Here is a 13,233-nt window from a genome sequence, read left to right as displayed (position 1 = left end):
ACCTTTTTTTGTTCAATAAGAGGAGTTAGCCAATGAAAGGAGAATATACACTGTTACTGTCGTGATCACCTAATTTTGTCTCGTTTCTTCTTTAAACTGCGTTTTAATTCCTTTTCTATCTTCATCGAACTTTCTGTGCGTACTTTGAATCACTTGATTAAACATGTCTCCTGTTTCGTGTTCAAGAACCTTCAATCCTTCTCCGGTTACCCCTCCTTTAACAGTAACTTTCTTCTGAAGAGTTTCCAGCGAGAAATAATCTTTTTCTAACAGTTTGCCCATCCCAATTAGCATTTCTGTAGCTAGAATCGTAGCCTGTTCCCTAGAAATATCTGTTTCATCAACTGCACCGTCAATAAACTTCTTGATCAAGTAACTTAAGAAGGCTGGACCACAGCTTGCAAGATCTGAAGAAACTCTTGTCACTTCCTCTTCCGTTTCGATAGGGGTGGAGATTTGTGACATGAGATACAGTAACTTTTCCTTGTTAACTTCTGAGCACCGATTGCTAAACGTTACAAGTGAAGCCCCACTCAGAGCTCGATTTGTGATACTTGGGATTGCTCTTGCCACATCACATGATACAAATGTTTCGAGCTCCCTGACCTGGATAGGGCTCGTAATGGATACGACAAGTTGATCATCTTTCAACTCATTACGGATGCTTTTCAGCAAAGGGAAATATTCATGAGGCTTTACACAAATAAAGATGATTTCCGAATTTCGAATGATTTCTTCTGCATTTTGAGCTACGTGAATTCCTTTATACTGCTTCTTTAAAGTATGCGCTTTTTTACTTGTGCGGTTATTGATAATAAGCTGTGAAGGCTTTACTGCGCATGAGTCAATAAAGGAAGATATTAGGATCGTGCCCATATTTCCGGTGCCAATCACCCCGATTTTCAATTAGCTTCCCCTCCTTCCACACGCATTTCTCCTAAATAGATATGACGGTATAGCACATTTTATGTTTCTTGATCATTTTTTCGAAAGGAATGAAAAAAGTTGGAGTTGTTGAAAAGCCTCTCTTCTCGTGAGAAAGCAATTGCTGGAGTATCGTTGTTAACAATAGCTGTTTGTCTTTGTGTGATCTATCTATCTTCTGAAAAAGTAGAGAATGACTTCTTAATCGAAGAAGCAGTAGTTGAGGAAGAAGAGAACGGTAATGAAGAGGTAAGGGAAAAGGAACCTGAATACATAATGGTCGATGTGAAAGGTGCGGTCGTTAAACCTGGGGTCTATGAGCTGAAAAGCGATGCTAGGGTAAAAGATATCATCACTCGAGCAGGAGGTTTTTTGGAAGAAGCAGATCAGACTCAGCTGAATTTGGCAGGTAAAGTTGTAGACGAAATGATGATTTATGTTCCTGTAATAGGGGAAGGAGCGGGTGGTTCTGAGCTTTCTTCTGTTGAAGCAAATAGCGGTTTAATTTCTATTAACAAAGCAACGCTTTCCGAGTTACAAGAGCTACCTGGAATAGGTCCTGCAAAAGCTGAAGCGATTATTGCTTACCGAGAAGAACAAGGCGGTTTCAGTACTATAGATGACTTAAAAGAAATTAGTGGTATAGGAGAAAAGACTTTTGAGAAATTAAAGGATTTAATAACAGTGCAATAAGGTGGATTGACGGCAGAGAGGAAATCACTCAAACTTAACAATAGAGTATAGAACATAGGGGGTATAACATGAACCGAATTTCGTGGGACCAGTATTTCATGGCCCAAAGTCATTTGCTCGCACTGCGTAGTACGTGTACTCGATTAACTGTGGGTGCTACCATCGTTAGGGATAAGCGGATGATCGCAGGAGGTTACAATGGATCTGTATCAGGAGGAGTTCATTGTATCGATGAGGGCTGTTATGTCATAGATAATCATTGTGTAAGAACGATTCACGCAGAAATGAATGCAATTATTCAATGTGCAAAATTCGGTGTTCCAACAACAGGAGCAGAGATTTATGTTACCCACTTCCCTTGCATCAATTGCTGCAAGGCAATTATCCAAGCTGGAATAAAATCTGTTATTTACGCAACGGATTATAAAAACCATCCATATGCAATAGAATTATTTGAAGATGCAGATGTACAAGTTCGTCAAGTGGAATTAGAAGAAATGATTCTTGATCACAATAGTCAAGAAAAACTTGATCTAACTGCTGAATTGCTTTCAAAATTAGCTGATGCAGGGGTATCTTCAGATGAGGTAAGACCATTATATGAAAAAGCCTCAAGCCTCTATAGTAAGATGTGAGAGGGAAACTTTGGCTCCTATCGGCATCTGCACTAATCGGTATAACGAATAGAGAATCGATTTATTCATTGTTAATGTTAATTATTCTTATTTTATGGTGTGCGAGGAAAGCTCCTCGCTTAACTCTTTATATGCTAATCACGTTTTGTTGTTTCTACTTCTATACAGGTATCATTGAAAGCCAATACCAATCAGACTTTTCAGGTGAAGAAAAAGTATTAAATGGAGAAATCCATACGATTCCAGTCATTGATGGTTCTAAAATGACTTTTGAATATCATACCGCTAACGAAGACGTCATTGTGAATTATCAAATCTCCTCTGAAAATGAAAAAGAAACCTTGAAAACCCTTTCGGTGGGTTCGATATGTGTTCTATCTGGAGCATTAGAAGCTCCAACAGAATCAGGTACTTCATCACAGTTCAATTATCAACGCTATCTTAAACATAAGCGTATTTTTTGGGTTTATCATCTTAATAAACCACCTCAATGTAAGCCTCCTACTAGCTTCGGGATAAAGCAAATTAGACAGAAAGTCTTTTTTGACATAAGAGACCACTACCCTGATGAGTTAAAAGGTATTGCGGCCTCACTGTTAATTGGCGAAAGAAACCTAATGGATTCAGAAGTTGGAACCGCCTATAGAGAGCTAGGGTTAAGTCATGTACTAGCTGTGTCAGGTTTGCACGTTGGTGTCATCTGTGGAATATCTTTCTGGATTCTTATTCGACTAGGAGTAACCAGACAACGCTCTTATGAGTTACTATTTATCGGTTGCCCCTTTTATATGGTTTTTGCAGGAGCTGCACCTTCAGTGGTGAGAGCCACGTTTATGATGATGATTATTTTTGCTCTTCTAAGGCTGCGAATAATGCCGAATCCTCTTGATGGTATTTCTGTTGCGTGTTTTCTTATAGTAGTCCACAATCCATTTGTTGTTTATCATATTGGATTTCAACTCTCATTTCTTATTTCATTCGCTCTAATTATTTCTTCGAGTCATCTTCTTAAACGATTTACTACACCCTTCTCACAATTGTTCAGCGTATCGATGATCGCCCAGGTCATTTCACTTCCTCTCGTGTTGTACCACTTTTATGAAATATCTCCGCTTAGTTTACCTTTGAATATTTTATATGTACCAGTCATCTCTGCCTTTATCCTTCCCGCTATCTTCATATTAGCTATTCTCCGCTTTCTTCATTTAACATCTCTTTTTTACGTTTGTACAGCTATACTTTCATTTGTTGTCGACTTCATCCATACGCTGTTAGTGTGGTTGAACCATTTTCACTTCACATTGGTTTTCGGTAGTCCGTCAACGATTGTACTGCTTTTACTGTTTGGTACTTCGTATACAGTGCTATTACTATGGGAGAAAAATAAATTCGTAAATGGAATGACCTTATGGGTTTTGGTTATGTTCGTTTTATATATGCTGCCTAATGTAAATCCATATGGAAAGGTAACGTTCTTAGATGTCGGACAAGGAGATTGCATCGTTATCACGTTACCTTTCCAGAGGCAAGTTATTGTTATCGATACAGGTGGAGTCCCGGTTTTTGGAGAAGTCGAAGACTGGGAGGAAAAGAAAGATCCTTTTGACATAGGTGCAGACTTCGTTGTCCCATACTTAAAATCGAATGGAATCCGTTCGATAGATATTCTTTTGTTAACTCATGGCGACTTTGATCATGTGGGAGGCGCAAAGGGAATTTTAAGTGAAGTGCCAGTTAAAAACGTTATTGTAGACAGAAGTGATGAACAAACATCCACTGAAAAAGAAGTCATTTTCTTCGCGAAAGAGAAGGGAGGAAATATTGTAAAAGCCAAACCGGGTATTTCATGGCGTTCTGGAGAAGCTTTATTTTCCATACTCCAGGTCATGGATACAAAGGAAGAAAACGATGGGAGTATTGTGCTTTTTGCAAACCTTGGGGAACATAGGTGGCTATTCATGGGTGATTTGGAAGGAGGGGGAGAAAAGGAGTTACTTAAACTTGAACTAAAAGCTGACGTTCTTAAAGTTGGGCATCATGGAAGTGACACATCGACCTCAGATGAATTAATAAAAGCTGTCGACCCAGACATAGCAATCATATCGGCTGGGAAAAACAATCGGTATGGTCATCCAGATCTGGGGGTAGTAGAGCGCTTGAAAGAATCAGGGGCAATCGTTATGAGAACTGATGAGAATGGATCGATCACATACACTTATCATGATCAGTGGGGAGGTGAGTGGAACGTTCATCGAAATGAAAAATAGACTGCCTTGAAGGCAGTCTATTTAGCTGATTGCTTTAATAGCGACAGCCGTGAAGAAAATGATGGAAAAGAATAGAAATGGTACAACAAATCCAACTGCAGATTCGACCGCGTCATTGGACTTATGCTGAACATCTTTTTCAAACTCGTTCATTAGCCTTCCCTCCTGCTTCCCTGTTAGTATAATCAATCAACTACCTTCGTAGTCGTTATGTATGAAGGTGTTTTTACAGGTGCATTTCAATCAATATTGTAACATGTTTTATTTAAGATGTCTTTATAGGGATATATGATATGTGTCATTTTGAAGAATATTGGGTTAAGAATGAATTCGCTCCCTTTCCTGTAAAGAGTTGTCACCTATAGTTTATCTCCGCATAGGATATCCTATCTACTACAACAGAATATCGTTGGTGGGCGGGAGTCCTAGGCCCCTCTCACCAGCGTTTACTATAAATGGGAGGCTGGTGACTGTAGCCGGCTTCCCTTTTATGCTTGCCAATGACGTAGTCACCGATTAGGATAGAAATGGACAAACGAAAATTGAGGTGTGCAGATTATGTCCGTTTCGGAAATTAAAAAGAAAATAAAGCAAGGTAATTTAGATCCTGTCTATTTACTAACGGGTACGGAAGCGTTTTTAATAAATGACCTTGTAAAACTAATCATCGATAAGGGACTGCCTAAGGAAGAAAGAGAATTTGGACTAGCTACATATGATTTGAACGAAACGCCTGTTCAAGAAGCAATCGAAGAGGCGGAAACGATGCCGTTTCTAGGCGAGAAAAGAGTAGTGGTGTTAAAGAACCCATCTTTCCTCACTGCTGTCAAAGATAAGAGTAAAGTAGAGCATAATCTCGATTCGTTAGTGAATTATGCAGGTAACCCTTCTCCGTTTACTATTCTCATTATTGAAGCTCCATATGAAAAGTTAGATGAGCGAAAAAAATTAGTGAAATCACTAAAAAAAGCGGGAGCCTTTGTTAAAGCGGAGGCGCTAGAAGATCGTCACCTTGGTGATTGGCTGCAACAGCGAGCGAGGGAACTTCATGTAACGTTAGATAAAGCAGGGGAAGAGCGATTAGTACAGTTGATCGGTAGTCATCTCATGCTATTAAAACAAGAAATCGATAAGATGGCTCTTTATGTGGGAGAGGGCGGAACCGTTAACGAAGAAGTTGTGGATTTGCTTGTGGCTAGAACGCTCGAGAATGATATTTTTGCACTCATTGATCGGATCGTAAGAAAAGATTTGAACACAGCCTTTCGAATCTTGTATGATCTGTTGAAAATTAATGAAGAGCCGATCAAAATTTTATCCCTCATCGGACGACAATTTCGTATTATTTATCAGGTGAGTGAACTTGCTAAAAGAGGATACGGGCAAAAGCAAATGGCTTCACAGCTTAAGTTGCATCCGTACGCAGTTAAGATTGCTCATCAACAGAGTAAGGCCTTTAATGAAGATCAACTACTGTATATTTTGGATCAGATTGCCGAAACAGATTACGAAATGAAAACCGGGCAAATGGAGAAGAAATTACTTTTAGAATTGTTGCTAACAAAAATAAAAAGCACTTAAAAAAGCTGTTGGGGAATTTTCCCCAACAGCTTTTAACATTTTAAGAAATTAAGCGGAAATCTCGTTATACATTTTAGCAAGACGAGACTTTTTACGTGCTACTGAATTCTTATGGATGATTCCTTTATCAGCAGCTTTATCAATGCGCTTAGAAGCTTCACTTAGAGCTGTTTGAGCAGCTTCTACGTCTTTTGCTTCAGCTTTGTTTTCAAAGTCTTTGATAGCAGAACGCATTGCAGATTTGATCGCAATGTTATGAGCGCGACGATCTGATGAAGTCTTAACGCGTTTAACCGCAGATTTAATATTTGGCATACCTTTCACCTCCTTGCAAGGCTTAACAATTCCATGTCATATCCGTGCATAGAACAAGAAACATTCTATCAAATAGATCGCTTAAATGCAATAGAGAATGAAAAGCTATTACAAAGGAAAGGCTAACATTTAAAAGATAGAATTAGAGGTGAGCTCATGGATCAGCTTGATTTAGATATGTACCAGGTGAGAACAGATTTAGCGGTTGAAGCTCAGGAAATGGTGAAAGAGAAAAAAGCAAAACAGATGGAATCTGAAAAACCAAATGAGCTAAAGGGTGTAATTGTAAAGGAAAGAAATGAAGAAGGTGTGAAAATAACAACAGTAGAGGTTACTGAAGAAGGCGAGAAAGAAATCGGAAAAAAGCCAGGACATTATATTACATTTGAAGTGCAGGGAATTAGAAGAAAAGATTCCGCGCTTCAAGAAACGGTGCAAAAGGTCTTTGCGAAAGAGTTTGCAGCGTTTATCGATCAACAAGGTGTGAAGAAAGATGCGAGTTGTTTAATCGTTGGATTAGGAAATAGGCAAGTGACACCAGACGCGCTTGGCCCTAACGTTGTATCTAATTTATTAGTCACAAAGCATTTGTTTGAATTACAACCAGAATCCGTATCAGAAGGTTTTCGACCAGTGAGCGCTATTACTCCAGGAGTAATGGGAATAACGGGTATCGAAACGAGTGATATCATTCACGGTGTTATTGAAAAAACTAAGCCTGATTTTGTCATCGCGGTTGATGCGCTAGCATCTCGTTCGATCGAGCGAGTAAATACTACAATACAAATTTCTGATACGGGCATCCATCCCGGCTCCGGGGTTGGAAACAAACGAAAAGAACTGAGTTTTAACACACTAGGTATTCCGGTGATCGCTATCGGCATCCCTACAGTTGTCGATGCGGTTTCGATTACGAGTGATACGATCGACTATATTTTAAAACACTTCGGACGAGAGCTTAAAGAAAAAGATAAACCCTCTAAATCACTAGCACCGGCAGGTATGACGTTCGGAGAGAAAAAGACGTATACAGAAGAGGACCTACCTGATGCTGAAAAGCGACAAACGTTCTTAGGCATGGTTGGTACGTTAGAAGACGTTGAGAAACGAAATTTAATTAAAGAAGTACTAGCCCCAATGGGTCACAATCTCATGGTCACTCCTAAAGAAGTAGATGTCTTTATTGAAGATATGGCAAATGTTATTTCGGGCGGATTAAATAGTGCGCTGCATAGCGAAGTTGATCAAAATAATAGTGGGATGTATACACATTAAGCATATTAAATAACGATGTGCATACGAATAGGGAATAGGACAAGCTTTAAAAAGGAAGGGGTATGGCTATGGCAGCCTTTTTTCTAAAGTGCTTTATGCTGATCTCTTTATTATTGTTCGGCGTTCTACTTGGAATGGAGCAAGCTTCAAAGAATATGAATGCGATGCAAGGAAGTGATGATACAGGTGCATTCCAGCTGACGAAAGCATCTGATGGAGTAGAAGCAGAAATACTAGGGACATCTATTACGAATGAAGATTTGGAAGAAAAACAACGTATCCTTGAAGATGCAAATGAATTCAACGTTTTGGGGGATTTAGGTACTAAAATTAGTAGTATTATTTCATCAACCATACAAACGTTGCTTTCGTTTACTTTCACACTCATTACAGAATTTCTTTCGATTTTTAAATAATATTAGACAATAGGTTGTTTCAAGTAGGCGAACTGGCTTGAACCGTAAAATAAGTCGCTGATGTGGCTTATTTTTTTGGGGATAATTAACGAGGAGTTGGATTGTTAATTGATTATGGACACCGGTATTGCTATAATCTATACTAGCGTAGTTTCGCCTTTAGGAGTGATTGTAGATGAACCGTGACCAGAAATTAGAAAGACAGTCGAGGATTCGTAACTTTTCCATCATTGCTCACATTGACCATGGAAAATCAACGTTAGCCGATCGAATATTAGAAAAAACCGGTGCCCTCACTGATCGAGAAATGAAAGATCAAACGCTAGATGCGATGGATCTTGAACGTGAAAGAGGAATTACAATTAAGCTGAATTCTGTGCAGCTTACTTATACAGCGAAAGATGGAGAAGAATATATCTTTCATCTTATAGACACACCAGGACATGTAGACTTCACGTATGAAGTATCGAGAAGTCTTGCAGCATGTGAAGGTGCTTTGTTGATTATAGATGCTGCTCAAGGAATTGAAGCACAAACACTTGCGAACGTATATCTTGCTTTAGATAACGACTTGGAAATTCTCCCTGTCATCAATAAGATCGATTTGCCTAGTGCTGAGCCAGAGCGTGTCGCTCAAGAAGTTGAAGATGTCATTGGACTTGATACATCAGATGCGGTTCTTGCATCTGCAAAAAATGGAATTGGTATCGAGGAGATCCTTGAACAAATCGTTGAGAAGGTGCCTGCACCACAAGGTGATCCTGAAGGTCCTTTACAAGCTCTAATTTTCGATTCGCTTTATGACCCTTACCGAGGAGTAGTTGCTTACATACGAATTACGGAAGGTTCTGTAAAGGTCGGAGAGAAAATCCGAATGATGGCTACAGGCAAAGAATTCGAAGTGACAGAGCTCGGTGTTTTCACACCGAAACCTGTTGCCAAGAAAGAGCTATCTGTTGGGGATGTAGGCTTTTTAACTGCAGCTATTAAGAACGTAGGCGATTCTCGTGTGGGTGACACGATTACGTCTGTTAAGAATTCTGCAGACAAGCCTCTACCAGGATACCGTCGAATGAATCCTATGGTTTATTGTGGACTTTATCCAGTTGATTCAGCTGAATATAACGACCTCAGAGAAGCATTGGAACGACTAGAGCTTAATGACTCTTCGCTTCAATACGAAGCTGAAACATCTCAGGCATTAGGATTTGGTTTCCGTTGTGGATTCCTTGGTCTTTTGCATATGGAAATTATTCAAGAACGTATTGAGCGTGAATTCAATATTGACTTGATCACAACAGCTCCAAGTGTTATTTACCAAGTTAAGCTAACTGACGGTGAAGAGAAGATCATCGATAACCCAGCATTGATGCCAGATGCTCAAACGATAACTGAAGTACAAGAGCCATTTGTTAAAGCGACGATTATGGCACCAAATGATTATGTTGGTCCTATCATGGAACTTTGTCAGGGGAAACGTGGAGACTTCATCGACATGCAGTATCTTGATGAGACACGTGTAAACATCGTTTATCATATCCCGCTCTCTGAAATTGTGTATGATTTCTTCGATCAACTTAAATCAAGCACGAAAGGCTATGCATCTTTTGATTATGAGATGATGGGCTATAAGCCTTCTAACCTTGTCAAAATGGATATCCTTCTCAATGGTGAAACGATTGACGCACTGTCGATTATCGTCCATCGAGATTTCGCATATGAACGCGGAAAGGATATAACGGAAACGTTAAAAGACCTAATCCCAAGACAGCAGTTTGAAGTTCCAGTTCAAGCATCGATCGGTCAGAAGGTTGTTGCTCGTTCAACAATTAAAGCGATTAGAAAGAACGTTTTAGCCAAGTGCTATGGTGGAGATATTTCTCGTAAGCGTAAATTGCTTGAGAAACAAAAAGAAGGTAAAAAACGAATGAAGACTGTCGGTAAGGTTGAAGTACCACAAGAAGCCTTTATGGCTGTGCTTCGTCAGGATAATACAAAGAAGAACTAACCCGTTCTATTTGATGAAGGAAATTGATTTTTATAGTATAGGTTAAGGAGACCGCAGAGCTTTCTGCGGTCTTTAGATTATTTTAGAAAGCAGTGATTAAAATGGTAAACGCTGTTTATTTACACATTCCATTTTGTGATTATATATGTCACTATTGTGATTTTAATAAAGTGTTTATGCAGGGGCAGCCTGTTGTCGAATACCTCGAACATATGGATATTGAGATGGAGCGGACCCTTGAGCGGTTTCCAACATCCGGAGTAACCACTATTTTCGTAGGTGGAGGGACGCCGACCGCTCTTAATGAACAACAGCTAGAGCAATTTCTTCAATCTGTTTCTAACAGGTTCTTACCTTATGGAGAGAACGATTTGGAGTTTACGATGGAAGCCAATCCAGGCAGTGTTACCCCACGTAAGCTTGAAATTATGAAGAAGTATGGTGTGAACAGGTTAAGTATAGGAGCACAGGCTTTTCAAGATTCGTTATTAAAACGTCTTGGAAGAGGCCATAATGTAGATGAGATTGGTGATATCGTCACGATGGCGAAACAAGCTGGGTTTGAAAACCTTTCTCTTGATTTAATGTTTGGACTTCCTGAGCAAAAGGTAGAGCAGCTTTCTGAATCCATTGAACGAGCGGTTAGTCTCGGTATTACACATATATCTTCCTATTCACTTCAAGTTGAAAAGAAGACAGTATTTTACAATCAATGGAGAAAAGGTGAATTACCTCTACCTACAGAAGAAGCTGAAGCCGAGATGTATTCAGAGCTGATCAATCGCTTAGAAGCACACGGGTTAAAGCAATACGAAATAAGTAACTTCGCTTTGCCTGGTTATGAAAGTCAGCATAATATCACGTATTGGAAAAATAACGAATACTACGGTATTGGTGCTGGGGCACATAGTTATGTGAATGGAGTGAGACGTGCGAATGCAGGACCACTCAAACAGTATATGACTAGAATCGATGAGCATGGCTTCCCATATATGGAAGAGAACGAACTTACAAAAGTGGAAATGATGGAAGAAGAGATGTTCATGGGACTTCGTATGAGAAAAGGTGTATCAAAACAAACCTTTGAAGAAAAATACGGTGACTCAGTAGAGTCTGTTTTTGGTGAACAGATCGAAAAGTTAGTGAGCAAGGAACTATTAAAAGATACAGGAACTCATATTGCTTTAACGGAGCAGGGATTTTTCCTTGGAAATGAAGTTTTTCAGGAATTTCTTGCGGTTTGATCCATTTTACACATGGATACGATGTGGTAGTTTGTGTGCTCCTTTAATTTCGTTCGAAAGCATCTTGAACGACGTGTAACGTAATCATTGACAACTAAAATAAGTTTCTGTTACCTTATTATTAGATTTAGCACTCAAGGAAACAGAGTGCTAACAGAGGTGATGAGAGGATGTTAACTGAACGTCAACTGTTTATTTTGCAGATTTTGATCGATGATTACATTCGAACTGCTGAGGCTGTAGGATCACGTACAATTTCAAAGCGAAAAGAAGTAACTTTTAGTTCAGCCACTATTCGTAATGAACTTGCAGATCTTGAAGACATGGGCTATATCGAGAAGACTCACAGTTCTTCAGGTCGTGTTCCTTCAGAAAAAGGCTATCGCTTCTATGTAGACAATCTTCTATCACCGCCAGTTTTATCAAACAATGATGTCAAAGATATTCACTCACTTTTTGCAGAGAAAATGGTCGAAGTTGAGAAAGTTATTCAGCAATCCGCGAAGATACTTTCTGAATTAACTCAGTATACATCCATCATTTTAGGACCTGAAGTTTTCGAGACGAAACTTCGCCAGGTTCAAATTATTCCTCTCTCAAAAGAGACGGCAGTTGTAATCCTGGTAGCTGATAGTGGACATGTAGAGAATCAAACCATTACAATACCACCGTCAGTAAGCATGTCCGATATTGAAAAAGTCGTTAACATTATGAATGAACGTCTTAAGGATATCCCTTTAGTATCACTGAAATCGACCATGATGCAAGAAATGGCTACAGTTTTGAAAAAGCACATAGAAAATTACAATCAAGTCAACACGATGCTTGATAATCTTTTTCTCTATACTAATGCAGAAAAAGTGTACTACGGCGGAAAGACAAACATTCTAGCCCAGCCTGAATTTAAGGATGTAGAAAAAGTAAGGCTCCTGTTAAATACTTTTGAGCAGGATGACTTGATGTACAATATCCTTCGTCCTGAGAAAAAAGGAATTGAGGTTAGAATCGGTCAGGAGAATGATCTTGAAGCGATGCAGGAATGTAGTATCATTACTGCAGATTACTTTATTGAAGGTAAACGAATGGGATCTCTCGCTCTGCTAGGACCTACAAGAATGGAATATCATCGTTCGATGAGTCTTTTAGGTTTTCTAGCTAATGACCTTACGAGTACATTGACTGAGAGATATCGAAGTTTCAAACACTGGTAATTTGGTAATAGTGAAAAAGGTGGAAGATACGAATTCTTCCATCCTTTTCAATGAATATAAATGTAAATTTTGATGGGGAGGTGAAATTCGTGGAAAAGCAGAACAGTCATCATGAGGAAGAGATTGTAACTGAAGAAACTGAAAATCTTGAACAAGAAGTTGAAGAGGGACAGGATTCTGAAGTTATCGAACCTGAAATGAATGAAGAAACAGAGCTTGAAAGCTTGCAGAAGCAAGTGGATGAGCTTGAAAATAAATATTTGCGTACTCAGGCGGAGTATGATAACTTCCGTCGTAGAACACGTGAAGAGCGCAGTGCTGATGCGAAATATCGTTCTCAAAAACTTGCTGAAGAACTTCTACCGGCAATCGATAATTTCGAGCGAGCGCTTGCTGTTCAAAGCGATCATGAAGAAGTGAATTCTCTACTCACTGGGATGGAAATGGTTTATCGCCAGTTGAAGGATGCTCTTGTAAAAGAAGGTATTGAAGAAGTAGGATCACAAGGGGAAGAATTTAACCCTCACCTGCATCAGGCAGTTATGCAAGTTGAATCAGATGAGTATGATTCAGATGTTATTGTAGAAGTGTTGCAAAAAGGGTACAAGTTGAACGATCGCGTTCTTAGACCTGCAATGGTAAAAGTAAGTTCATAATTACATAT

At 39.3% G+C, this 13,233-nt stretch carries 13 protein-coding genes; 10 read left to right on the top strand and 3 right to left on the bottom strand.

Features of this window, described 5'->3' with window-relative positions; all coding sequences use genetic code 11:
* Nucleotides 1-69: 69 nt before the first annotated feature.
* Nucleotides 70-906 carry a late competence protein ComER gene (comER, locus tag LCM09_RS02355; protein WP_224878509.1) on the bottom strand — a complete coding sequence of 279 codons (837 nt, stop codon included), beginning with the start codon at nt 904-906 and terminating at the stop codon, nt 70-72.
* A gap of 99 nt (nt 907-1,005) precedes the next feature.
* Here comER and LCM09_RS02350 point away from each other — a divergent pair, with 99 nt between their 5' ends.
* The 3 genes from LCM09_RS02350 (at nt 1,006) to LCM09_RS02340 (ending at nt 4,519) form a co-directional block, all read left to right on the top strand.
* Complete coding sequence (locus tag LCM09_RS02350) at nt 1,006-1,617, top strand: helix-hairpin-helix domain-containing protein (protein ID WP_224878508.1); 612 nt, start codon at nt 1,006-1,008, stop codon at nt 1,615-1,617.
* Between the two features lie 68 nt (nt 1,618-1,685).
* Nucleotides 1,686-2,252, top strand: a complete 567-nt coding sequence (locus LCM09_RS02345; protein ID WP_224878507.1) for a ComE operon protein 2 — start codon at nt 1,686-1,688, stop codon at nt 2,250-2,252.
* A gap of 74 nt (nt 2,253-2,326) precedes the next feature.
* The gene (locus LCM09_RS02340; RefSeq protein ID WP_224880048.1) at nt 2,327-4,519 is read left to right on the top strand and encodes a DNA internalization-related competence protein ComEC/Rec2; all 2,193 of its coding nucleotides are present in this window, start codon (nt 2,327-2,329) and stop codon (nt 4,517-4,519) included.
* A gap of 21 nt (nt 4,520-4,540) precedes the next feature.
* Here LCM09_RS02340 and LCM09_RS02335 read toward each other — a convergent pair whose 3' ends face one another.
* Complete coding sequence (locus LCM09_RS02335) at nt 4,541-4,672, bottom strand: YqzM family protein (protein ID WP_224878506.1); 132 nt, start codon at nt 4,670-4,672, stop codon at nt 4,541-4,543.
* Between the two features lie 405 nt (nt 4,673-5,077).
* Here LCM09_RS02335 and holA point away from each other — a divergent pair, with 405 nt between their 5' ends.
* Nucleotides 5,078-6,100 (top strand): DNA polymerase III subunit delta, encoded by a 1,023-nt coding sequence (gene holA / locus LCM09_RS02330; protein WP_224878505.1) that lies wholly within the window; start codon nt 5,078-5,080, stop codon nt 6,098-6,100.
* Nucleotides 6,101-6,148: 48 nt separating this feature from the next.
* On the opposite strand, the gene rpsT is transcribed toward holA, so the two are convergent.
* Entirely contained in the window at nt 6,149-6,415 is a 267-nt protein-coding gene (gene rpsT / locus LCM09_RS02325) for a 30S ribosomal protein S20 (RefSeq protein ID WP_224878504.1), read from the bottom strand.
* Nucleotides 6,416-6,571: 156 nt separating this feature from the next.
* Here rpsT and gpr point away from each other — a divergent pair, with 156 nt between their 5' ends.
* From gpr to grpE, 6 genes are all read left to right on the top strand, one after another.
* Nucleotides 6,572-7,690, top strand: coding sequence for a GPR endopeptidase (gene gpr / locus LCM09_RS02320; RefSeq protein ID WP_224878503.1), 1,119 nt, complete (start codon nt 6,572-6,574; stop codon nt 7,688-7,690).
* A gap of 68 nt (nt 7,691-7,758) precedes the next feature.
* The gene (locus tag LCM09_RS02315) at nt 7,759-8,106 is read left to right on the top strand and encodes a DUF3679 domain-containing protein (protein WP_224878502.1); all 348 of its coding nucleotides are present in this window, start codon (nt 7,759-7,761) and stop codon (nt 8,104-8,106) included.
* A gap of 175 nt (nt 8,107-8,281) precedes the next feature.
* Nucleotides 8,282-10,114, top strand: coding sequence for a translation elongation factor 4 (gene lepA, locus LCM09_RS02310; protein WP_224878501.1), 1,833 nt, complete (start codon nt 8,282-8,284; stop codon nt 10,112-10,114).
* Nucleotides 10,115-10,215: 101 nt separating this feature from the next.
* Nucleotides 10,216-11,358 carry a radical SAM family heme chaperone HemW gene (gene hemW / locus LCM09_RS02305; protein ID WP_224880046.1) on the top strand — a complete coding sequence of 381 codons (1,143 nt, stop codon included), beginning with the start codon at nt 10,216-10,218 and terminating at the stop codon, nt 11,356-11,358.
* Between the two features lie 170 nt (nt 11,359-11,528).
* Entirely contained in the window at nt 11,529-12,569 is a 1,041-nt protein-coding gene (hrcA, locus tag LCM09_RS02300; RefSeq protein ID WP_224878500.1) for a heat-inducible transcriptional repressor HrcA, read from the top strand.
* 50 nt (nt 12,570-12,619) lie between these two features.
* Entirely contained in the window at nt 12,620-13,225 is a 606-nt protein-coding gene (gene grpE, locus LCM09_RS02295; protein ID WP_224878499.1) for a nucleotide exchange factor GrpE, read from the top strand.
* Nucleotides 13,226-13,233 lie beyond the last annotated feature (8 nt).

It is taken from the genome of Guptibacillus algicola, assembly GCF_020171805.1.
Classification (GTDB): Bacteria; Bacillota; Bacilli; order Bacillales; family Guptibacillaceae; genus Guptibacillus; species Guptibacillus algicola.
The sequence above is the reverse complement of the archived record's forward strand: the minus strand, read 5'-3'. Positions and strand labels throughout refer to the sequence as shown.